Below are 21,257 nucleotides of genomic sequence, written 5' to 3' on the forward strand. Positions count from 1 at the left end.
CTCAGGCCTCCAGTTCGACATCCCAGTATAACCAGTCGCGCCAGGTTTCGTGGAGATAGCCCGGCGGAAATGATTTGCCTTGCTGGTGCAGTTGCCAGCTTGTCGGCCGGATCGGGTTGACCGCAAGCCGCATGGCGGCCTGTTCGGGTGTCCGGCCACCTTTGCGCAAGTTGCATGGGGCGCAGGCAGTGGCGATATTTTCCCATGTCGTGCGCCCGCCTGCCCGGCGAGGGACGACATGATCGAACGTCAGGTCGTGCTCGCTGCCACAATACTGGCAGGTAAACCGGTCGCGCAGGAACAGATTGAACCGGGTGAAGGCCGGAAATTCGTTGGGCCGAACATATTGCCGCAGCGCGATCACGCTGGGGATTTTCATGTCGAGCGACGGCGAATGCACTTCGCGGTCGTAACTCGCCACGATGTCCACCCGTTCGAGGAAAACCGCCTTGATCGCGGTTTGCCAGGACCACAGGCTGAGCGGGTAATACGAAAGCGGCGTGTAATCGGCGTTGAGCACCAGCGCAGGGCATGACTGCAGGTTGCGCGTGGGATCGCCATCGGCGCTGCGGAAACGCGCGGCTTTCTCGATCAGTTCGGCTTTGAACACGCTTGAGTGTCCTCCCTGATTGATCCGAAGGGAGCATTTGCCGATTCACGAGTCAAGTTGATGACAGTGCCGCAATCCACAAGCATTTTGTCGCAGAGCTGCGTCTTGCTAGAGAGTGCGGCAATGGAAACCACCCGCTTCGCCCCCAGTCCGAACGGATCGCTGCATCTGGGCCATGCCTATGCGGCCATCGTCGCGCACGATCTCGCGCTGGCGCGGGGCGGGCGGTTTATCGTGCGGCTGGAAGATATCGACGGGGCCCGCTCTCGCCCGGAACTGGCGGCGGAATTTGCCGAGGATCTGGCGTGGCTCGGCCTCGAATGGGATGCGGTGCCCGCGCAATCGACCCGGCTGGCCAGCTATGCCGCTGCGGCGGAGCGATTGCGGGCGGCGGGGTTGCTCTATCCCTGCATCTGCACCCGCGCGGAAATCGCCGCGGCCGCGACGGTGCACGGGCCGGAAGGTCCGGTCTATCCCGGCACCTGTCGCGGTCGGCCGGTTGATCCGGCGGGCGCGGCATGGCGGCTGGACACGGCGAAAGCGATGGAGCGGGCAGGGCCTTTGTCGTGGGAAGACGAACTGGCCGGTACGCAGCGCGCACGGCCCGATCTGCTGGGCGATGTCGTGCTGATGCGTAAAGATGCGCCGGCCAGCTATCATCTGGCGGCCACGCTGGACGACGCGGCGGACGGGATCACGCTGGTGACCCGCGGGCGCGATTTGTTCGCCGCCAGCCATGTGCACCGGCTGTTACAGCATTTGCTGGATCTGCCTGTGCCGCGCTGGCATCACCACCAGCTGTTGCTGGACGACAGCGGAGAGAAACTGGCCAAACGGCGCGGTTCCCCATCGCTTGCCGACCGGCGGAAAGCGGGCGAAGATGGGGCGGCATTGGCGCAGGCATTGCGCGAACATCGCTTCCCTGCTGGCATTTCTCTGGGTTGAGGGGTAGGTTGATCGTATGAATATGTTTCTCGGCATTGTCCTTATCGTTCTTATGGCGCTGGTCGTCGTCTCGCTGGTGCGCGGCGTGATTGCTTTTCTCAAAAGCAGCCGGGAGGATATCGACCGGGGCGGGGACGGCACCGGCGCGACCGAATTGCAGTTGTTGCAGAACAAGATGATGTTCAACCGCGTGAAGTATCAGGCGCTGGCGGTTGTCGTGGTGGCGATCATCCTGATGTTCGGCCGCGGTTCCTGACTGCGCCGCACCATTTATGGTCAAGCTGAACAAGATTTACACCCGCACGGGTGACGATGGCACTACGGGTCTGGTCGATGGTTCGCGAGTCGCCAAATCGGCTCCGCGTATGGAGGCCATCGGCACAGTGGACGAAGCCAATTCGGTGCTCGGCCTGCTGGCAACCGATCTGGCGCAAAGCCATCACGGCGCGGCCATTGCCCGTATCCAGAATGACTTGTTCGATCTGGGCGCCGATCTGGCGACGCCGGGGGACGATTTCACCCCGTCCGAAATGGTGCTGCGTATCGTGCCTGCCCAAATCGAATGGCTGGAACGGGAAATCGACGCGGCGGGCGAACAACTCGAACCGCTGACCAGTTTCGTGCTGCCCGGCGGCAGCGAGGCATCGGCGCGTGCGCATCTGGCGCGTGCAGTCGTGCGGCGGGCCGAACGGACGATGGTGACGCTGGCCGCGGCTGAGCGGGTCAATCCGGCGGCGATGGCCTATATCAACCGCCTGTCGGACTATCTCTTCCAGCTTGCCCGGCTGCTCAACGATTGCGGGCGTGCGGATGTGAAATGGGTGCCCGGCGGCAGCCGCTGACGCAGGCTACCAACCCTCTGGCCAAAGCCATCCTTGCCCGCTAACCCGCCTGTATTGTTGCAGGTGCGAAGGAATTGGCAGGCATGACCACTACGATCGGAATAATCGGCGCAGGGCAGATGGGCGCGGGGATCGCGCAAACTGTCGCGCAGAATGGCATGAAAGTGCTGCTGTCCGATATAGATCTCGCTGCTGCGGAAAAGGGCAGGGGGCGGATCGAGAAAGCGCTGGCCAGACTGGTCGGGCGTGAGAAAATCGCCGCCGCCGATGCAGAGGCGGCGCTTGCCCGGATCGAGCCGGTTGCCGACCTTTCACCGATGGCCGACGCCACGTTCATTATCGAAGCCGCGACCGAGCGCGCGGAAATCAAGCAGGGTATTTTCGAAGCCGCTGGCAAAGTGCTGGGCGCCGATGCGATCATGGCCAGCAACACCAGCTCGATCCCGATCACGCGCATGGCCAACTGGTCGCCCGATCCGGCGCGCTTTATCGGGCTGCATTTCTTTAACCCGGTGCCGGTGATGGGCCTGATCGAAGTGATCCCCGGCCTTGCCACGTCTGCCGACACACTGGCCCGGACCCGCGCATTCGGCACCGGTCTCGGCAAGGAAGTGGTGGAAGTGCAGGATGCGCCGGGCTTCGTCGTCAACCGCATTCTGGTGCCGATGCTGAACGAAGCGGTATTTGTGCTGGGCGAAGGGACTGCCAGCATCGAAGACATCGACAAGGGCTGCCGTCTCGGCCTGAACCACCCGATGGGGCCGCTGGAACTGGCCGATTTCGTCGGGCTGGATACCTGCCTCGAAATCGTGAAAGTGCTTCACGAAACGACCGGCGATAGCAAGTACCGCCCCGCGCCACTGCTGGTGAAATATGTCGAAGCCGGATGGCTCGGCCGCAAGACGGGCAAGGGCTTCTACGATTACAGCGGAGATACACCGGTCCCTACCCGCTGAACGCGGGCAAAGCGGAACGGGCGCAGGGCAGGATCGTTGATCGGGCAAAGGAGATTATCCATGTCCGATAACAACGACACAACCGCACCCGAGCTGCACAACAGCGAGCAGGACAACGAATCCAGCCAGGCGCAAACGATTGCCGAACAGGCGCAGCACCAGACGCAGCATAGCCCGACCGAAAGCGTGAAGGGGCCGAACGACAGCGACCTGATGGGCGATTCGACGCAGGACGTGATCGATCACATGCGCGATATGGAAAGTTCGGGCCGGATCGACATGGACGCCTATCGCGGCGAGCCGAATATGGACGATGACGAGGGCAAATACAGCGAAAGCAACAAGCTCGATCGCGATCTGCCTTCGGATGGCGAATAAGCGTTTCGTGCCCCGGTTGCGCCCGATGGTTCAGCCGGGGCCGATTTTTCCATCGTTGAGAAGCCATAGTCCCGCGACGAGCACTGCCGATCCGAGCACGACTGCATAAGCGAGCAGTCGAAAGTTTGGTGGCGAGGCCGATTCCAGCGTATGCGGGTGGAGCCGCTCCAGTGTGCGACAGGCGCGCTTTTGCGCGGTCAGTGCAAGTGCAGCACCTGATACGATAAACAATGTCGCAATCGCGCGCGCCAGCCACGGCGGATCGAATGCCCCGAATACCGCTCTGAACGCCAGTCCGATGCCGATGGCTGCGAAAGCCGTGCGTATCCACCCTGCAAAGGTGCGCTCCATCGCCATGATATTACGATCTTCGGCCAGCTCCGTCCGCTCCTCAGCAAGGGCGGTGCTGCTCGTTTCCTCACTCTGCGGAGCGGGTTTCGTATTGGGGGATGGGGACTCCATCAGCATCTACATTAGACGAATCGAGATCGGGCGCCAATCCCGTGTCGCCATCGGTGGACATCGTCGGTGCAGGGTCCATTCCCGCGGCATTGTCGATCGGGCGCCCATCGGCCGGTATTGGCAGGCCGGACTCCCCCGTCATCGCACGAGGGGGTGCATCGCGGCGCTCCGATCCAACGACCAGATTGCGTGCTGTGTCTGCGGCTTTGACATATTCGGCGGCGTTTTCGCGCGGACCCCCGTCGCCCACGATTGCAGCGCAAGCAATCGCAACTACAATCACGACGAGAAACGTCGTCCTGCTATTCCGAAACAATCCCTGCATGGTGCCGTGCGTATAACGGGCGAAGAGTTAAAGTTCGCTTTCACCCGCATCGCGTTTCAGATCGTACAGCAAGTCGAGTGCTTCGCGCGGCGAAAGAGTATCGATATCCAGCGAACGTAGCCGTTCGCGCAAGTGATCGCATTCCTCCTCCGCCTCCGCCGCAGCAGCGGCGAACAGGGGCAGTTCGCCAAGCCCGGCGGCCAGTCCCCCGGTTTGCGCGCGCCCCTTTTCCAACCGGTCGAGCACCGATTTGGCGCGTTTGACGACCATCGGCGGCACACCCGCGAGCCGTGCGACAGCAAGGCCGTAGCTGCGATCTGCCGCACCTTCCGCCAGTTCGTGCAGCAGGACCAGATCGCCTTTCCATTCGCGCGCACGGACATGATGCAGACTCAGCGCATCGCAGGTTTCCGCCAGACGACCCAGTTCGTGGTAATGGGTCGCAAACAGGCAGCGGCAACGATTGGTTTCGTGCACCGCCTCCACCACCGCCCATGCCAGCGCCAGCCCGTCGTAAGTCGATGTGCCGCGCCCCACTTCATCGAGAATCACGAAGCTGCGCTCGCTCGCCTGTGCCAGAATCGCGGCGGTCTCGACCATTTCGACCATGAATGTCGAGCGGCCCCGTGCGAGATTGTCGCTCGCCCCCACGCGGCTGAACAGCCGGTCGCAAATGCCCACGGTGGCCGCCGATGCCGGGACGAAGGCCCCTGCCTGTGCCAGCAGCACGATCAGCGCGTTTTGCCGCAAGAAGGTCGATTTACCGCCCATGTTGGGGCCGCCGATCAGCCACAGGCGATCATCCGGCGTCAGTGTGCAATCGTTGGCGACGAAGCGTTCGCCGCTGGATGCCAGCGCCGCTTCGACTACCGGGTGCCGCCCGCCTTCGATCCGCAGCACGGTATCGTCCACGATAGCGGGCCGGGCCCAGTCCCCTTCGGCGGCGCGTTCGGCATGGCTGGCGGATACGTCGATCCGGGCCAATGCATCGGCTGTGGCGGCAATCGTTTCGCGGTTGGCTGCGACACGTTCCACAAGATCTTCGAAATGCGCTTCCTCTGCGGCAAGGGCATGACCGCCTGCCTCTGCAATTCGCGTCGCCTCTTCGTGCAGGCTGAGCGAATTGAAGCGGACCGCGCCCGCCATTGTCTGCCGGTGGGTAAAACCGCTGTCCTGCGCCATCAGCGCATCGGCATGGCGGGCAGGCACTTCGATGAAATAGCCGAGCACGCCGTTATGCTTGATCTTGAGCGCGGAAATCCCCGTCTCGTCGCGATATTTCGCCTCCAGCGCGGCGATCGCGCGGCGGGCGTTGCCGGAAATCTGCCGCAGTTCGTCGAGCGCGGCATCGTATCCCGCAGCGATATAGCCGCCGCTCTGTCGCTCTGTCGGCGGCGCGGGGACCAGCGCACGCTGCATCAGGTCCACCAATGCGCCGTGCCCTGCCAGATCCGGCAGCAGAGCATCGAGCAGAGCGGGCCGGTCGGGCAGGGCGGCCAGATGTTCGCGGATTGTCCGCGCTTCGGCCAGCCCGTCGCGCACTTGCCCCAGATCGCGCGGGCTGCCGCGCCCGGCGACGATCCGACCCAAGGCACGCCCGATATCGGGCAGACTGCGGAGCGCGGCGCGCAAATCGTTACGCAACAGGGGATCGCGGTGCAGCCAGCCCACCAGCGCCAGTCGGGCTTCGATCTGCGTCACATCGGTCAGCGGTGCCGCAAGGTCGGCAGCCAGCTGCCGCGCCCCTGCGCCTGTCGAACAGCGGTCGATCGCGGCGACCAGCGAACCGGCGCGACTGCCTTGCTGCGACACAAGGATTTCGAGGCTGGCGCGGGTCGCTTCATCCATTGCCAGCATGACGCCGCCCGCCCGCGCAACCGGTGGCAGCAGCAGCGGCAGCGTGCCGCGCCCGACATGGTCGAGATAGGCCACCAGTCCACCGGCGGCGGCCAGCATCGGCCGGGTGAAATCGCCCAACCCGTCGAGTGTGGCGACACCGTGGATTTTGCACAGGCGCGCCTGCCCTTCATCGCTGGTGAAATCGTGGCGCGGGCGGGGGATCGCGCCGTCGGGTGCGTCCCCCCATTCTTCCGGCGCGACCAGTTCGCTCGGGCCGATCCGGGCGAGCGTCGCGCTCAATGCGTCGGGGGCGCATTCTTCCAGCTCCATCCGCCCGGTCGAGATATCGATGCTGGCCACCCCGCACATGCCGCGCACTTCGCATACAGCAGCAAGGATATTCGCCCGCCGGGGTTCGAGCAGAGCCTCTTCCGTGAGCGTGCCGGCTGTCACGAAGCGGACGATATCGCGCGCGACCAACGCTTTCGACACCGGTGTGCCTTCACGCTTCGCGCGCACTTTCGCTTCTTCCGGGGTTTCGACCTGTTCAGCGATGGCGACGCGATGCCCGGCTTTAATCAGGCGGGCGAGATAGCTTTCCGCCGAATGCACGGGCACCCCGCACATCGGGATCGGTTCGTCGCCATGAACCCCGCGACTGGTCAGCGCGATGTCCAGTGTCTGCGCCGCCGCTTTCGCATCGTCGAAGAACAGTTCGAAAAAATCGCCCATGCGATAGAACAACAGGCAATCGTCTGCCTGCGCCTTCAGCGCGAGGTATTGTTCCATCATCGGGGTGGGTTTGGCAGCCATCGCATCGGGGTTAGCGGCCATCCGCGCGATTCGGAACGCCGCAGGGTGCCGCTTTCCCCTGTTGCATCTGCTTATGTTGGGTTAGGGGGTCCGCGCACCCCATAAGAAAGGTTCCCCCCGTGGCCGACGATAAGCCCATTGCATTCACCACCCGCGAAGCTTTGTTTTACCACGAAACGGTGCGGCCGGGTAAGATCGAGATCATCGCATCGAAGCCGATGACGACACAGCGCGATCTTAGCCTGGCATATTCGCCCGGTGTGGCTGCGCCGGTTCAGGCGATTGCCGGCGATCCTTCGCTGGCGGCGCGTTATACCGCGCGTTCCAATCTCGTAGCGGTGATTTCCAACGGCACTGCGATCCTTGGCATGGGCAATCTCGGCGCGCTGGCCGCCAAGCCGGTGATGGAAGGCAAGTCGGTTTTGTTCAAACGGTTTGCCGATGTCGATTCAATCGATATCGAGCTGGATACCGAAGATCCCGAAGCGTTCATCAACGCAGTGGCCTTGATGGAACCCACCTTTGGCGGAATCAATCTGGAAGATATCGCTGCGCCCGAATGCTTTGTGATTGAACAGGCACTGCGCGAACGGATGAACATTCCCGTGATGCACGACGATCAGCACGGCACCGCGATTATCGCTGCCGCCGGGCTGATCAATGCGCTTCACCTGACCGGGCGCGACCTCAAGGATGTGCGAATGGTGGTCAATGGTGCGGGCGCCTCCGCGCTGGCATGTACTGCACTGATCAAGGCATTGGGAGTGCCACACGATCAGGTGATCGTGTGCGACCGGTCCGGCCCGATCTATCCGGGCCGCGCCGATGTGGACCAGTGGAAGAGCGCGCATGCGGTGCCCACCGAAGCGCGCACATTGGAAGAGGCGTTGAAGGGCGCCGACGTGTTCCTGGGCCTGTCGGCCGCCGGTGCGCTGAAGCCCGAATGGGTCAGGGATATGGCCCCGCAGCCGATCATTTTCGCAATGGCCAACCCCGACCCGGAAATCCTGCCCGAAGATGCCAAGGCGGTGCGCCCCGATGCGATCATCGCCACTGGCCGCAGCGATTATCCCAATCAGGTCAACAACGTGCTGGGTTTTCCGTTCATCTTCCGCGGTGCGCTGGATGTTCAGGCAACAGCGATCAACGAAGAGATGAAGATCGCCGCTGCGAAAGCTATCGCAGCGCTTGCACGGGAGCGTGTGCCCGATGAAGTGGCGGCGGCCTATGGCGTGAACCACAAGTTCGGCACCGATTACATCATCCCCGCCCCGTTCGATCCGCGCCTGATGGAAGTCGTTTCCAGCGCAGTGGCTAAAGCGGCGATGGATTCGGGCGTGGCCAAGGCTCCGATCGACGATTTCGATGCCTATCGCCTCAGCCTCAAGGCGCGGCTCAATCCGACGACGTCGGTGCTGACGCGGGTGTACGAAGATGCCAAGGCCAATCCCAAGCGGGTGGTCTTTGCAGAGGCGGAAGAGGATGTCGTGCTGCGCGCGGCGATCCAGTTCCGCGATTTCGGCTATGGCACCCCGGTGCTGGTCGGGCGGACCAAGGCTGTGGCGGACAAGCTGCATATGCTGGGCGTGTCCGATCCGGGCAGCTTCGAAATCCAGAACTCGGCCGATAGCGAGCTGGTGCCGCAGATGGTCGATTACCTCTACGAACGGCTCAAACGGCGCGGGCGGACCGAACGCGACGTGCGCCGCATGGTCAATCAGGAACGCAATATCTTCGCTGCGCTGCTGGTGGCGCTGGGCCACGGCGATGCGATGATTTCGGGGATGACGCGCACCTTCGCACAGACCATGCGCGAAGTCAGCCTGGTGCTCGATCCCAAACCCGATGCGAAGGCATTCGGCATCCATCTGATGATCGGCAAGAACTATACTGTGTTCCTGGCCGATACGACGATCAACGAACGCCCCAGCTCGGAAGATCTGGCGCATATCGCGAAAGAAACCGCCGCGGTCGCCCGTCGTCTGGGTCACGAACCGCGTGTCGCGTTCCTGTCGTATTCCACATTTGGCAACCCGGAAGGGCGCTGGCTGGAAAACATCCGCAACGCAGTGCACATTCTGGACGAAGAAGGCGTCGACTTCGAATACGAAGGCGAAATGGCGCCCGATGCCGCGCTCAATCCCAAAGTGATGGAGCTGTATCCGTTCAGTCGTCTGTCGGCGCCGGCCAACGTGCTGGTGATGCCGGGCCTGCAATCGGCCAACCTGTCGGCCAAGCTGCTACGCGAACTGGCCGGGGCGAGCACGATCGGCCCGATGATGGTGGGCATGAACAAGCCTGTCCAGATCGCGCCGATGACCGCTATCGCGCCCGATATCCTGACGCTGGCCGTGCTGGCCGCCGCCGGGGTGGTTGGCTGATTTTGGCTATCTGCCGGATAAGATAGCTGTTGATGATGCCGGGCCTGTTGGTGGTTTAACCCTCCGCAGGCCCGCAACCGCACTCACCGGCTATCCCGGCAACATCACCGTTTTCAGGTTCATGAATTCGTGCACCCCGTGGCGCGACAATTCGCGTCCGTGGCCGGATCGCTTGATCCCGCCGAACGGAGCCTGTGGCGCACTGGCGAGCATCTGGTTGATCGCGGTCATCCCCGCCTCGATATCGCGCACGAAGCGGTCCTGTTCCGCCACATCGTCGGTCCATACCGATGACCCCAGCCCGAACGGGATCGCGTTGGCGATACGGATCGCTTCGTCGATATCCCGCGCGCGATAGACTTGTGCGATGGGGCCGAAAATCTCCTCCTGCGCGGTGCTCGAATCGAGCGGGACGCCGGTGAGAATCCCGGCGGAGATATACGCCCCCGGCCCATCCGCCGCTTCGCCACCGAATTCCAGCGTGGCGCCTTCGCCGCGGGCGGTGGCGATCTGATCGAGTACGGTATCGCGCTGCGCCATGCTCGACAGCGGGCCCATGTCGGTCGCGTCGTCGAACGGATCGCCTGCCACCACGCCCCGCATCGCGGCGGAGAACTTGGCCATGAACGCATCGTAGATATCGCTGTGCACGATCATCCGTTTGCCACAGATGCACGATTGCCCGGTGTTCTGGATACGTGCTGACACTGCCTGTTTCACCGCTTCGTCCAGATCGGCGGAAGGCATGACGATGAACGGGTCCGATCCGCCCAGTTCGAGCACCACTTTCTTGAGATTGCGCCCCGCCGCTTCGGCCACGGCCTTGCCTGCGCCTTCGCTGCCGGTCAGCGTTACTGCGATCACGCGCGGATCGTCGATGATCGGTTCGACTGCGGCAGAGCCGATACACAGGTTCTGTAACAGCCCCTCTGGCGCACTAGCTTCGTGCATCATCTCTTCAATCAGCGCGGCGCATCCCTGCACTATGCTGGCATGTTTGAGCAGGCCGACATTGCCTGCCAGCACAGTGGGCGCGAGGAACCGGGCGACCTGCCAATATGGGAAATTCCACGGCATCACCGCCAGCACCGGCCCTTGCGGCAGCCAGTGCCCACGCGCGCGTTTGCCGCCGCCCAGATCCCATTCTTCGGGTTCCAGCATGGCGGGGCCGGTCTGCGCCAGATGGCGGAACAGCGTGGCGCATTTGGCCACTTCCGCGCGCGCGGACTTGAGCGTCTTGCCCATTTCCAGTGTCGCCTGTCGCGCCAGTTTGTCGAGATTGGCGTCGTACGCCTCCGCAAGCCGTTCGAGCAGAGCGGAACGGTCCGCGACGGGCGACGTACGCCATTCGGCATAAGCAGCGCTGGCGCGCGCAATCTTCGCGTCGATCTGCCGGGCTGTCAGCTCTTCGTATTCGGCGAGTGTTTCGCCGGTGGCTGGGTTGCGGGTGGTAATCATCAGGGGCGCTCCGGTGGTCGCAGGCAATATGCCATCATCCGATCAACCGCGCGGGCACTCCGACGTTCCGGCAATTCCGCCACAGCGGGCCGATGAATCAGAGCGCCACATCGTCCGCAGAAATCAGGATCACGACCCGGCGGTTTTCCTGACGTCCGTCGGCAGTATCGTTGCTTTCAATCGGCTGAGACGATCCCTTGCCGACAGCGGTGACATGCCCGGCCGACAATCCGCCTGCAACCAGCGCACCGCGCACAGCTTCCGCGCGGCGCAGCGATAGCTGCTGGTTGTACTGTTCGGTGCCGATCGAGTCAGTATGGCCATTCACGGTACACCCCGCGATGCCCACTTTCCGTAAAGCGGAAGCCATCTCTTTAAGTCGCTGCGCCTGCTCCTCTGCCAGATTGCTGTCGTCGAAAGCGAACAGCAGTTTGCCTTGCAAACCCAGCGCCCATTCATCGCCGTTTTGCTGAAAATCGTAAGACTTCAGCAACGCCACCTGTTCGGCAGAATAGGGCGAAGAGGGCTGGGGCGGGACCGACTGGCAGGCGGCGACAAGCGGCACGATCAGAGCAAGCAACAGCCAGCGCAAGCCACGAATGCTAGTGCGAATAGGCATAATCATCATTCCGTTTCCGCGATTTGTGGTTGTACATTGCCTCGTCCGCTTTCTTCACCAGATCGCCAGAGGCGCGCCCGTCATCAGGGTATAGCGAGAAGCCCACGCTCATCGATATGCGGACGAGGGCACCCGATGGCGTTTCGATTTCGGGCTCCATCGCTTCCGAAATCCGTTCGACGATGTAATCGATTTCCGGCTTGCTAACCGGTGACGCCAGAATAATGGCGAATTCGTCGCCGCCGAGCCGGTATGCGCCATCGACTTTGCGGATGCATCCGCGCAGGCGGATGGCCAGTTCAATCAGCACGGCATCCCCCGCGGTGTGGCCGTGGCTGTCGTTGATCTGCTTGAAGCCGTCGCCATCGAGAAACAGCACGGCAAAGCAGCCTTCGTTCTGATCTGCTTTGGCGATAGAAATGCCCAGTTGCTGATCGAACAAAGCACGGTTGCCCAGCCCGGTCAGTGTGTCGTGCATCGCTCTGCGGGTAAGCTGTTCGTTCTGTTCGGTCAGCCCGGCGTACCAGCCATGCATTTCGCTAAGCAGGGCGTTGAAATCTTCCACGAAATCATCGACCTCCGCGATACCCGGTGCCGGGACGCGGCGATCGAAGGCGCGCTCCAGACGGACAGAGCGGGCAACTTCGACTGCGTGACTGAGGGGATCGGTTACGCCTGCGCGCAACTTGCGGGCCAGCATAGTGCTGGCCAACAGCGCAATGCCGACGCAGCACAGCGTAATCAGCAGACCCGACAGCAGGAAATAGACGATGCTGACCGCGCTGCCGAAAGCATAGACCTCGCCCACTATCCGGCCGTTGTGAGTGATGTCCTGGCGCACGGGTTGCGGCCACAGCAGGTTATTGGCGAATTCGATCACCGTGCGGGGAAGAAAGCTCTCGTTCGGCTTTTCAAAATTGACCAGTTCGCGCCCTGAAGGGTCAGCCACGACAAGGCGATCCACGATTTCGTTGGAGGCGACCGATACGGTGCCATCGCGCGCGGCCTCCATATCCTGAAATACGATGGCCGGTTCCACCGTATAGGCGACCGTTCCGGCGATCAGATGCAGATTGCGATCAAGGTATTCGTGCATCGCCATCGTGCTGCCGGTCAACAGCGCCAGACTGGCGAGCGAAACCGCGATCAGCACCAGACGGCGGTGAACACCTGCCAGCACTTTATTGAGAGGTGGGGATTGGCGTTGCTTTTCCATCGCTTAACCCCCCCGCGAAATACGCAGGACGCGGGGATCGATCCTGACATCGGACCGGGCGATGGCATCGGTGTTTATGCGAAAAGAGATCGTCTGTTGCCGGTAAACCAGGCAGAACATGCTCTCGCTAAGGCATTGCGGATCGCGCTCCGCAATGGTTAGCACGGCGGCGCCTCGCGTCGCGGCGGTCCACTGGCGCGCGCGATGGAGTGCGATATCGCCCAGATACAGAACATCGCAGCCTGCGATTGTGCTGGCGTTTGCCTGCGACACATTGCGTCGGACGATCGCCACTCCGTTGCCGAGCGTGGATAAGGGATAGTCCGGGCCGAAGCGGGACCGGCCCACGACACAGACGTTGATCGGATCGGGTTGTTGTGGCCAGCGGGTATATTCGAGGATCGACCGGACAATGTGAGCTGTCGCCACCGCCGCGCGTGAATCGGCCGGTTCGACCGGCATGGCCACGGGAGTAATTCCGCCAGTCGCCGCGATCAGAAACGGCGCAGCCAGCAACGCTAAACCGCGCCGCTTCCATGCAATCCTCCTCAAAGGAGAGCAGACAAGGCCACGCGGAACCATCATTAATAAAAAAGCTAATACAAAAGCAGGTCGCGCAAGGCAATCCGTTACCCCCACAAAGGGCCTGCGGGAATTGGGGCCGGGACAGTTACGGTGGGCGAGGGTTATTTTCGGCGGAAGCGAAAATACCAGACCTTAGTGGTCATACTATCATAATAGACTGATATACAATCACAAATCGGCATTTTTTGATCCCCATTTTCTCGGCTAGCAATCACCGGGTAATCACCATGCCAAATTAGGCAAGCACGCGCCCCCATGAACGGATTTCTGCGTTTGCGATCATGACGCAGGTGCTGCCAACCGGAAGCAGGTGGCGAAACGCTTGCGATCAGCCGCGCTTATCCCTGCTTTTGTGAATAGGTGTTCCCACCGTGTCGCTACGATTCTGCTCATGTCTTCGGCGATTGCGTTCGCGTCATCATGGCTGAGGTCGAAGACCGCGGCACCGGCGAGAGCGTTCTCGATCGTTGCATTGCGGCCTTCCGGCCCCACACCGAGGACGAGCCGTCGCTCCAGTCCCAGCTGCGGCTTCGGCACTACATCGTAAAGCGGCGATAGCCGCCAACCCTCACCATCGAACAGGAAGCCATGATTGCGCAGGTGATCATCATCATTCGTGACGAGGATATTGAGCAACATACGACGAAATAGCTCGTGTAGATCCTGGCGCACTTCGGTTCCGAATTGCCGGATCGCTCCTGCGAGATCGGCATAGCTGAAGCTGCTGACCTCGCTCTCATGCGCCCCGAGCATTGTGAGCCCCGAAGCAAAGGGCCTGCGTTCCAGCCAGTTGCCGTGAGGAATCCGATCGAACCGCTCGATCAGATAGATGTCGCGATCAAGGACACAGCGGAAGTCGAGTGGCGGCACATCGAGACCACATTCGCTGGCGAGCCGCATTGTCGCCAGTTCGACCCGGCATTCGGGGAAGCTGTCTCCCCGCTTCTGGAATTTCGCGATCCAGGGTTGGTCGCCGATTTTTGTAGCAGCCTTCGGCCGGGCGCCGCCCAGAGATGACCCGGCGGCTAGCAACGCCCTCAAGTTCTCGTCGAGTTCGTCGACATGCTGCGCGCGTTCGGCGGCTTCTGCTAACTCTGCGAGCGTGAACTCTTCGCCCGGAGCAGGGCCGTCCCCCCATGGTGTAATTCTCTCAGGCTGGGCGGACGTCGGCCCAAAGGCGAGCGCACCCACGCGATGTTCGCCCGAGGCCAGAATGAGATCGATTTCGCTCGGCAAGCGATCGCCCATCGCCTTGTACATTAGGTATTGGCCCCAGCCGTCAGGAGCAGCATCCCGAATGCCACCGAACACGGCAAAGCCTTCTTCCGTCCTGAATGTTCGAGAAGTTCCAGCTTCGTGCAACGGCAGAGCTACAGGATCGACCGCAATACGGTCAGCGCGTTCCAGATAACGCCGCCCGTAAGCGAAGGTAGCAAACTGGTTGCGCGGTTCGTCGGTCATCGTGAGAAGGCCTGCCGGAACAGGCCCCTCCTCAAGATGCACGAAGACATAGGTGCGGATGGTCGTCACGGCTTGCTAGAAATCCAGATCATCGTCGCTGACAGCGTGGGTCTTCTGGGGCAGGCGGGACAAATCCTCGCTGATGCCAGCCCGGTCACTGTCTGGGGTTACCAGCTCGGCAAGGCGCTGTGTCATCCCCAGGACATGCAGGGCGCTCGCCAGAACCGCGAGGCCCACGGTAGGATCTCCCGCTTCGAGGCGTTGCAGCGTTTGAACCGAGACGATCATGCGCTCGGCCATTAAACGCTGGGGAAGTTTTCTCCGGCGGCGAGCAAGGGCGATATCCTTACCTAGCCGTGTAATCGCACGTTGGCTCTGGGGCGGTAGTCCGCTAGCAGCTCGAGACGAACGGGGCATGGCCCGATATATGACATATCATGCGAAATTCCGCAAATAGAAATGATATGTCATGTTTTTGTGCTCTTTCGCTTGAAGCAGATTTACCGAAGGAAGATGCTTCACCGCCTCCTGCACGAGGCTTACAATGACCATGACTGAGTGGAGAGGCGCTGGTGAGCGGTCGCTAGGTCGCGGCTTGACCATCGTACTTCAAAAGTCGCTGTGCAGTTGCGCGAATTGTCTCAGCGACTATATCGTAAACGTCACGCATGTCGGCACAAGCCGACAGCCTCGGAAGAATTTCGAGGTCCCGTCCTTCAGTTGGAGGTTAACCGGCGGACCCTGCAGAGGGTTCGCCGAATTTCGTTCGAACGCTCTCGCAGGTCCAACCCGATGGAGCATCGAATGCATTATTCAGACGAGGAAATCGAACGCGCGAAGACATTATTCGCTCGTGAAAATGATCAACCCGGCCATGGCAGAATGGCGGTTGCCGCGATGGCGGGAATGAGCAAGCCAGGAAAAATCAGCCATATCACTCATCTGCGGACTTGGCACGACTACCTTTCGAAGGCACGACGTGCTCTGCAAAAGGAAAGATCGGATCGAGATTTTCGATAGGGCGAAGTGCGTTGTCGAATGATCTGAACTGACCAGGTTGTGGAGCGGCAATAAGAATCAATGGCGCAAGTGAGAAGCCGCCGCGGCGGATAGGTATACCTCGTGGCTGAGCGGCAATGGCGATGCGACGCTCAAACAGACGGGGTCGAAGCGCAGAAGTGACTCCTTTCCAACCTGCTCTCACAATACAGGAAGGCTGGAGGGGAGGGGGCCTTTGTGAGCGAACCGAAAGGATCGCGATGTGCCATGTCCCACCGATATTCGACCAAGATAAGCTCTTTGGAAGCAACCGCCCGCCGCATCTGCGAACGCCGCGGCGGCAAATGGTTGGGCACAAAGGGCATGGCCTGCTGCCCTGCGCATGACGACCGAACGCCCTCGCTCGGCATATCGCTCGGGCGAGGTGCCATTCTCCTCCATTGCTTTGCCGGATGCGATCAGAATTCCGTGCTCGCAGCGCTAGCGCGTGAAGGCGTACCGGCGTCGGCCTTGTTCTCGGGAGGTCCAATTGATCCCACGATGGACAATAGTCCTGCAGCGAAGCCTTCGACCGCTGCCTTGCGCATCTGGCGCGATGCACAGCCACTGCGTGCCAGTCCGGCAAAGGCATATCTTGAGAGCCGCGGCATCCTCGCCGCATCTCCGGCCCTCCGCTTTCATCCCCAAACGCCGCTTGGTCCGAAGGGTCGCACCCGCTTTTTGCCGGCCATGATTGCGGCGGTCAGTCTCGACGAGGGGCCGATCGCCATCCATCGCACATTCCTTTCGGGCAACTCCAAGGCCGACTTCGACAAACCGAAGCGCGCGCTCGGCGCGCTCGGCGAAGCTGCTGTCCGCCTCTTCGCTCCGGCCTCCGGCAAGCTCGGCCTTGCCGAGGGGATCGAGAGCGCGATGTCCGCCTATGCTCTTACCGGCATCCCCGCCTGGGCGACCCTGGGCAATGAGCGTTTCGGTCTCGTGAGCGTGCCCGAGAGCGTGACCGAACTCCACCTCTTCGTCGATCACGATGCTGGCGGCGAGCTGGCCGCGTCGCGTGGCCTGGCCGCTTATGCCCGCGAAGGGCGGACGATCCACGTTCGCAAACCATCCTCACGCGACACCGACTGGAACGATGAACTTAAAGCATGGCTGCGCCGCAAAGCGGCACAGTAAGAGGAGAGGAGGCTTCTCGAATTCCTGATCCGGCAGAGGGCTTGTCCCGATGCCCTCATCAGGAGGACGAATTGCCATGTTTCAATCAAACTTGTTTCCAACTGGCGAGCAACAGTCGTCAGTGCCATTGGCTTACGCTGTCGGCGCCACGATTGCTGAGCTTCTCGCTTCGGGACGCCGTCTTACCCGTGCCCCCATTTCCGGGCTGTTCGCCGAAGAGACCGGCGCGCTGGACTGGGGAAGCGCCTGGACGATCGACGACTACAACAACGCGGTCGAGATCGGCGCACTACTCTGGCTTCGAGAGTCCTCACGGATCGATCTGGCGACGAACGTACACGAAGTCGAAGCGCGGTTCGACTGGCTCGAAGCTGCCTTGCCGCCGCGGCACGTTCGCAGCGAAGCACAGGTCGAGCTCCAGCAGTTCTCGACCCCGCCGATGCTGGCTTTGCAGATGGCTAAGGCCGCAGCTGTTTCTTCGCAAGACACGCTGCTCGAACCATCAGCGGGCAATGGTGCGCTTTCGCTCTGGGGCAGCGTTCAGAACGCCTCGTTGGTCCTCAACGAGATCGATCCGGCGAGACGAGACAGCCTGGGCCACATCTTCCCTTCGGCCGCGATTACCGCGTATGACGGGGAACTGATCGCCGACTTGCTTCGCGGCCCTGTTCCGTCGGTCGTGCTGATAAACCCACCATTCGCCCGCAGCGGGGAACGCGGCAAGGATGGTGATACCGCGCAGCGCCACCTTCGTAGTGCAATCCGGGCCGCTGCCAAAGGGGCGAGGATTGTTGCGATCATGCCGGATGGCTTCGATGCTTCCACTTTCGCCAAGGCACAGGGCGAAACATCGCTGTTGCTCGATGTTCGATTGCGGCAGATGTTTCGCCGCACCGGGACGGGTATCACCGTTCGCCTGGTTGTGTTCGACAAGACGCAGACTGCGTCCGCGCCAGTTATCACCGGAGATACTGGCGACCTGATCGAAGTCCACGAGCTTATCACTGCGCTTCCGCCACGCATACAGACCTCCGCCAACATCCATCGCCTGCCGCTCGGCAAGCCAGTGCGCCTCGTTGGCAATTGCTCGGCGGATCGCGCGCCGGTCCGACCATTGGCGCCGTTCGCCGTGACACCAGCAGCCACGGCGAATGCGATCGACCTTGCCTATTCGGTCCTCGCCGACCCCGCGCCTGTTCCCGAACAGGCAGGCATCTACCTGCCTTACCGGCCCAGCCGCATCGCCTTCGAAGATGCTCCGGTCCATCCCACCCCGCTCGTGGAATCGGTTGCCATGGGTTCGGTCGCGGCGCCCCAGCCGGACGTCAGTCCGCTCCTTCCCACTGACTGGCAGGCCAATGGTCTCTTGTCCGAAGCGCAATGCGAGACACTGGTCTATGCTGCCCAGGCATTCGCACGCGATCTTTCGGGTCAGTTCAAGGTGAGCCAGGAAGGCACCTCGCTGGAACTCTCCGAGGACGGACACTCCTACCGCCAAGGCTTCTTCCTCGGCGACGGGACCGGAGCTGGCAAGGGTCGGCAGGTCGCAGCGGTCATCATGGATCGTTGGCTCGCCGGCGAACGTCGGCATGTCTGGATCACCAAGAACGAGGCGCTGCTCGAAGATGCACGCCGCGACTGGGAAGCGCTTGGAGGGCTGCCGCTCGATCTCCAGCCGCTCTCGCGCTGGAAGCTCGGCCACCCTGTAACGATGTCCGAAGGCATCCTCTTTGTCACCTATCCGACGCTGCGCTCGGGCCGCGCCGAGGATACGCGGCTCGACCAGATCCTTGCCTGGGCGGGCGAGGATTTCGACGGCGTGATCGCCTTTGACGAAGCCCACGCGATGGCCAATGCGCTCGGGGGCTCTTCAACCCGCGGCAAGGTCAAGGGCTCCGAACAGGGCATGGCGGGGCTCAGGTTGCAGAACCATCTCCCGCGCGCCCGGGTGCTCTACGCGTCTGCCACTGGCGCTTCGGATATCGCCAACCTCGGTTACACCTCCCGGCTCGGCCTGTGGGGACCCGAGACCGCTTTCCCGACCCACGAAGCCTTCATGACCGAGATCCGCGCGGGCGGCGTCGCGGCGATGGAGCTCGTCGCCCGCGACCTTAAGGCCCAGGGACTCTACCTTGCCCGTGCGCTGTCCTTCGCCGGGGTGGAGTACGAGATCCTCGAACATAGCCTGACCGACGCACAGGTTCGGATCTACGATGCCTATGCCGATGCCTGGGCGATCATTCACCGCAACCTCGAAGCTGCGCTCGAGGCAACCCGCGTGGTCGACGAGGACAGCGGCGACACGCTCAACCGCAATGCCAAGGCTGCAGCGCTATCGATCTTCGAAGGCACCAAGCAGCGCTTCTTTGCCCAGCTCCTGCTTTCGATGAAACTGCCGAGCCTGATCCCCGCGATGGAAGCGGCACTTGGCGAAGAGCATTCGGTTGTCGTGCAACTGGTCTCGACCGCCGAGGCCATGCTCGATCGGCGCCTTGCCGACCTTAGCGTGGAAGAACGCGAAGCGCTCGATATCGATCTGTCCCCGCGTGAATACGTCTAATGTTGAGATCCAGATTAGACGTATTCTTTGCAGTCCGCGATTATGTCGAGTCCGGCAGCCGGAGGCTCGGATTTGCGTCGGTTCGTCATGATTTCACTCCAGATAATTACGGGTTCTTCGACCTCAACACGTCGAAGGAACCACCATGCCAACAAGATCATTTGCGTCGTTTCGGCCCGCGCCGCGCAGGATTGAAGATCCGCCCAGTCCCGACGCCCTATTCACCGCATTCCTCTCCTCTCTGTCGGTTGACGAAGGGGCGGCTTGTGCGGTCCTGTACAGCGCAGCGGTCCGCCACTTTCTTAGTTGGCTGGGACTACGCGGGATTGCGCTCGAGACGCTCGACGACCACGTCGCGCATCGGTTTGAGAAGCATCGATGCCGGTGCCCGGGATATTCAGCGCAAGAGCCGGCCTACAAGGCCGATCTTGCGGCGCGTGTCAGGCGCTTTATCCGGTTTCTCGAAGATCAGGGCTACATCGTGGTCGCCGATGGGATCGATGATCTCGGTGGGCATCTGGCAGCCTACTCGCACCAGATCGATGCTCTCCAGCTCGTTGAGGCGCTATCGGGAGCATATCGATCAGAGGCCGAGCACTTCGCCATCTGGCTTCGCGTGTCGCGACGACCTTGGACCGAAGTCGATGAGGGGGTGATCGAGCAATACGCGGGTCACGATTGTCGCTGCCCGGCATTTCGCAAGCGCGGCAAGTTGGCCGCTTCAGGTATGAAGAGGCGGCGTCGTTTCATTCGGCACTTCATCGCATTTCTTCATGATCGTGGTGCTATCGCGCCAGTCGAAGCGAAGCTGGAAGTGCATCCGGATGTCGCGGCCTATCTCGGTTGGCTCAAGCAGCATCGCGGCGCCACCGACGCGACTATCCGCCGGTACCGGCCGGAGGTCGACCGGTTGATAGCCATGCTTGGTGCACCCGCGCTGTGGGATGCCGCCGGTCTACGAAGTGCATTCGCGCGAAGAAGTAAGGAGACACCGGGATCGGTGTCGCTGCTCGTTACGATCATGAGGAGCTTTCTTCGCTTTCTCATTGGTCAAGGCCAATGCCGTCCCGCACTGCTGCACGCGATACCCTCTGTGCAGCGATACCGCCTTTCAACATTGCCGCGCTACGTCGACCCGGCAACGATTGAGAGGATCATTTTGGCCTGTCCGACTGAGCGGCCTGAACCGCCCCGGGATTGTCGGAGGCCCTAACTCCTGAGAGGAAGGGTCTACGATGAGCAAGACGACGAACAAGTTTGCACCGGAAGTTCGCGAGCGGGCAGTCCGCCTGGTTCTGGACCAAGAGAGCGAGCATCCATCCCGGTGGGCAGCGATCACATCCATAGCGGCGATGATTGGCTGTTCAGGGCACACGTTGCTGGAGTGGGTGAAGAAAGCCGAGGTGAACAGCGGCAAGCGTGCCGGCGTACCGGTGGAGGTTGCAGACAAGCTGAAGGCGCTGGAACGCGAGAACCGCGAGCTGCGCCAGGCCAACGAGATCCTGCGCAAGGCCTCTGCATATTTTGCCCAGGCGGAGCTCGACCGCCCGTTCAAGCGATGACCAGCTTCATTGATGAGCATCGGGGTGAGTATGGGGTCGAGCCGATCTGCCGGGTTCTGCCGATCGCCCCATC

Annotated in this window: 20 protein-coding genes, 1 pseudogene and 1 other annotated feature; of the genes and pseudogenes, 11 read left to right on the forward strand and 10 right to left on the reverse strand. The window is 61.8% G+C overall.

The annotated features are described in order from the left end of the window. Window position 1: 1 nt before the first annotated feature. Window positions 2–610: an HNH endonuclease gene (locus D6858_RS15485; protein ID WP_120112670.1), complete on the reverse strand. Its 609-nt coding sequence runs from the start codon at window positions 608–610 to the stop codon at window positions 2–4. Between the two features lie 123 nt (window positions 611–733). Here D6858_RS15485 and gluQRS point away from each other — a divergent pair, with 123 nt between their 5' ends. From gluQRS to D6858_RS15510, 5 genes are all read left to right on the forward strand, one after another. Continuing rightward, the gene (gene gluQRS / locus D6858_RS15490; RefSeq protein ID WP_120112672.1) at window positions 734–1,555 is read left to right on the forward strand and encodes a tRNA glutamyl-Q(34) synthetase GluQRS; all 822 of its coding nucleotides are present in this window, start codon (window positions 734–736) and stop codon (window positions 1,553–1,555) included. Window positions 1,556–1,571: 16 nt separating this feature from the next. Then, a complete protein-coding gene (locus D6858_RS15495) occupies window positions 1,572–1,811 on the forward strand; it encodes an HIG1 domain-containing protein (protein ID WP_120112674.1) in 240 nt (79 codons plus the stop codon). A gap of 16 nt (window positions 1,812–1,827) precedes the next feature. Then, entirely contained in the window at window positions 1,828–2,397 is a 570-nt protein-coding gene (locus D6858_RS15500) for a cob(I)yrinic acid a,c-diamide adenosyltransferase (RefSeq protein ID WP_120112676.1), read from the forward strand. A gap of 83 nt (window positions 2,398–2,480) precedes the next feature. Continuing rightward, complete coding sequence (locus D6858_RS15505; protein WP_120112678.1) at window positions 2,481–3,353, forward strand: 3-hydroxyacyl-CoA dehydrogenase family protein; 873 nt, start codon at window positions 2,481–2,483, stop codon at window positions 3,351–3,353. A gap of 60 nt (window positions 3,354–3,413) precedes the next feature. Beyond that, window positions 3,414–3,731, forward strand: a complete 318-nt coding sequence (locus tag D6858_RS15510; protein ID WP_120112680.1) for a hypothetical protein — start codon at window positions 3,414–3,416, stop codon at window positions 3,729–3,731. Window positions 3,732–3,761: 30 nt separating this feature from the next. On the opposite strand, the gene D6858_RS15515 is transcribed toward D6858_RS15510, so the two are convergent. The 3 genes from D6858_RS15515 to mutS form a co-directional block, all read right to left on the reverse strand. Beyond that, a complete protein-coding gene (locus D6858_RS15515) occupies window positions 3,762–4,193 on the reverse strand; it encodes a YidH family protein (protein ID WP_120112683.1) in 432 nt (143 codons plus the stop codon). Beyond that, a complete protein-coding gene (locus D6858_RS15930) occupies window positions 4,150–4,476 on the reverse strand; it encodes a hypothetical protein (protein ID WP_120112686.1) in 327 nt (108 codons plus the stop codon). Before D6858_RS15930 ends, D6858_RS15515 begins: the two co-directional genes overlap by 44 nt. Before the next feature lie 69 nt (window positions 4,477–4,545). After that, a complete protein-coding gene (gene mutS / locus D6858_RS15525) occupies window positions 4,546–7,170 on the reverse strand; it encodes a DNA mismatch repair protein MutS (RefSeq protein ID WP_205664977.1) in 2,625 nt (874 codons plus the stop codon). Between the two features lie 119 nt (window positions 7,171–7,289). On the opposite strand from mutS, the gene D6858_RS15530 reads away from it, so the two are divergent. Further along, window positions 7,290–9,551: an NADP-dependent malic enzyme gene (locus tag D6858_RS15530; protein ID WP_120112688.1), complete on the forward strand. Its 2,262-nt coding sequence runs from the start codon at window positions 7,290–7,292 to the stop codon at window positions 9,549–9,551. A gap of 90 nt (window positions 9,552–9,641) precedes the next feature. Here the strand turns inward: D6858_RS15530 and D6858_RS15535 are convergent, their stop codons facing one another. The 6 genes from D6858_RS15535 to D6858_RS15560 all read right to left on the reverse strand — a co-directional run bounded on the left by D6858_RS15535 (window position 9,642) and on the right by D6858_RS15560 (window position 15,190). Next, window positions 9,642–11,009 carry an NAD-dependent succinate-semialdehyde dehydrogenase gene (locus D6858_RS15535; protein WP_120112690.1) on the reverse strand — a complete coding sequence of 456 codons (1,368 nt, stop codon included), beginning with the start codon at window positions 11,007–11,009 and terminating at the stop codon, window positions 9,642–9,644. 97 nt (window positions 11,010–11,106) lie between these two features. Further along, on the reverse strand, window positions 11,107–11,628 hold the full coding sequence (gene yfiB / locus D6858_RS15540) for an outer membrane lipoprotein YfiB (protein WP_165859721.1): 522 nt from the start codon (window positions 11,626–11,628) through the stop codon (window positions 11,107–11,109). After that, the gene (gene dgcN / locus D6858_RS15545; RefSeq protein WP_120112694.1) at window positions 11,612–12,844 is read right to left on the reverse strand and encodes a diguanylate cyclase DgcN/YfiN; all 1,233 of its coding nucleotides are present in this window, start codon (window positions 12,842–12,844) and stop codon (window positions 11,612–11,614) included. Before dgcN ends, yfiB begins: the two co-directional genes overlap by 17 nt. A gap of 3 nt (window positions 12,845–12,847) precedes the next feature. Beyond that, entirely contained in the window at window positions 12,848–13,429 is a 582-nt protein-coding gene (gene yfiR, locus D6858_RS15550; RefSeq protein WP_120112696.1) for a regulatory sequestration protein YfiR, read from the reverse strand. Window positions 13,430–13,708: 279 nt separating this feature from the next. Further along, window positions 13,709–14,959 (reverse strand): type II toxin-antitoxin system HipA family toxin, encoded by a 1,251-nt coding sequence (locus D6858_RS15555; protein WP_120112698.1) that lies wholly within the window; start codon window positions 14,957–14,959, stop codon window positions 13,709–13,711. 6 nt (window positions 14,960–14,965) lie between these two features. Further along, window positions 14,966–15,190, reverse strand: a complete 225-nt coding sequence (locus D6858_RS15560; protein WP_008601437.1) for an XRE family transcriptional regulator — start codon at window positions 15,188–15,190, stop codon at window positions 14,966–14,968. Between the two features lie 504 nt (window positions 15,191–15,694). On the opposite strand from D6858_RS15560, the gene D6858_RS15565 reads away from it, so the two are divergent. The 5 genes and pseudogenes from D6858_RS15565 to D6858_RS15585 form a co-directional block, all read left to right on the forward strand. Next, window positions 15,695–15,910 carry a hypothetical protein gene (locus tag D6858_RS15565; protein WP_133305310.1) on the forward strand — a complete coding sequence of 72 codons (216 nt, stop codon included), beginning with the start codon at window positions 15,695–15,697 and terminating at the stop codon, window positions 15,908–15,910. A gap of 519 nt (window positions 15,911–16,429) precedes the next feature. Continuing rightward, window positions 16,430–17,062: a DUF7146 domain-containing protein gene (locus D6858_RS15570; protein ID WP_338067323.1), complete on the forward strand. Its 633-nt coding sequence runs from the start codon at window positions 16,430–16,432 to the stop codon at window positions 17,060–17,062. A gap of 76 nt (window positions 17,063–17,138) precedes the next feature. After that, window positions 17,139–19,622 carry a strawberry notch family protein gene (locus tag D6858_RS15575; protein WP_120112702.1) on the forward strand — a complete coding sequence of 828 codons (2,484 nt, stop codon included), beginning with the start codon at window positions 17,139–17,141 and terminating at the stop codon, window positions 19,620–19,622. 145 nt (window positions 19,623–19,767) lie between these two features. Continuing rightward, complete coding sequence (locus D6858_RS15580; RefSeq protein ID WP_338067324.1) at window positions 19,768–20,835, forward strand: hypothetical protein; 1,068 nt, start codon at window positions 19,768–19,770, stop codon at window positions 20,833–20,835. Between the two features lie 22 nt (window positions 20,836–20,857). Next, window positions 20,858–21,257, forward strand: a pseudogene (locus tag D6858_RS15585) (transposase); the annotation flags it as partial. After that, window positions 21,139–21,255, forward strand: a sequence feature (AL1L pseudoknot). Its footprint overlaps the pseudogene before it by 117 nt.

This window comes from Tsuneonella suprasediminis, assembly GCF_003605755.1.
Classification (GTDB): Bacteria; Pseudomonadota; Alphaproteobacteria; order Sphingomonadales; family Sphingomonadaceae; genus Tsuneonella; species Tsuneonella suprasediminis.

Bases quoted from the DNA above. Each gene is read 5' to 3' on its own strand.
- gluQRS (WP_120112672.1), top strand. From the start codon at position 734: ATGGAAACCACCCGCTTCGCCCCCAGTCCGAACGGATCGCTGCATCTG.
- D6858_RS15495 (WP_120112674.1), top strand. From the start codon at position 1,572: ATGAATATGTTTCTCGGCATTGTCCTTATCGTTCTTATGGCGCTGGTC.
- D6858_RS15500 (WP_120112676.1), top strand. From the start codon at position 1,828: ATGGTCAAGCTGAACAAGATTTACACCCGCACGGGTGACGATGGCACT.
- D6858_RS15505 (WP_120112678.1), top strand. From the start codon at position 2,481: ATGACCACTACGATCGGAATAATCGGCGCAGGGCAGATGGGCGCGGGG.
- D6858_RS15510 (WP_120112680.1), top strand. From the start codon at position 3,414: ATGTCCGATAACAACGACACAACCGCACCCGAGCTGCACAACAGCGAG.
- D6858_RS15515 (WP_120112683.1), bottom strand. From the start codon at position 4,193: ATGGAGTCCCCATCCCCCAATACGAAACCCGCTCCGCAGAGTGAGGAA.
- mutS (WP_205664977.1), bottom strand. From the start codon at position 7,170: ATGGCTGCCAAACCCACCCCGATGATGGAACAATACCTCGCGCTGAAG.
- D6858_RS15535 (WP_120112690.1), bottom strand. From the start codon at position 11,009: ATGATTACCACCCGCAACCCAGCCACCGGCGAAACACTCGCCGAATAC.
- yfiB (WP_165859721.1), bottom strand. From the start codon at position 11,628: ATGCCTATTCGCACTAGCATTCGTGGCTTGCGCTGGCTGTTGCTTGCT.
- dgcN (WP_120112694.1), bottom strand. From the start codon at position 12,844: ATGGAAAAGCAACGCCAATCCCCACCTCTCAATAAAGTGCTGGCAGGT.
- yfiR (WP_120112696.1), bottom strand. From the start codon at position 13,429: ATGATGGTTCCGCGTGGCCTTGTCTGCTCTCCTTTGAGGAGGATTGCA.
- D6858_RS15560 (WP_008601437.1), bottom strand. From the start codon at position 15,190: ATGGCCGAGCGCATGATCGTCTCGGTTCAAACGCTGCAACGCCTCGAA.
- D6858_RS15565 (WP_133305310.1), top strand. From the start codon at position 15,695: ATGCATTATTCAGACGAGGAAATCGAACGCGCGAAGACATTATTCGCT.
- D6858_RS15570 (WP_338067323.1), top strand. From the start codon at position 16,430: ATGGACAATAGTCCTGCAGCGAAGCCTTCGACCGCTGCCTTGCGCATC.
- D6858_RS15575 (WP_120112702.1), top strand. From the start codon at position 17,139: ATGTTTCAATCAAACTTGTTTCCAACTGGCGAGCAACAGTCGTCAGTG.
- D6858_RS15580 (WP_338067324.1), top strand. From the start codon at position 19,768: ATGCCAACAAGATCATTTGCGTCGTTTCGGCCCGCGCCGCGCAGGATT.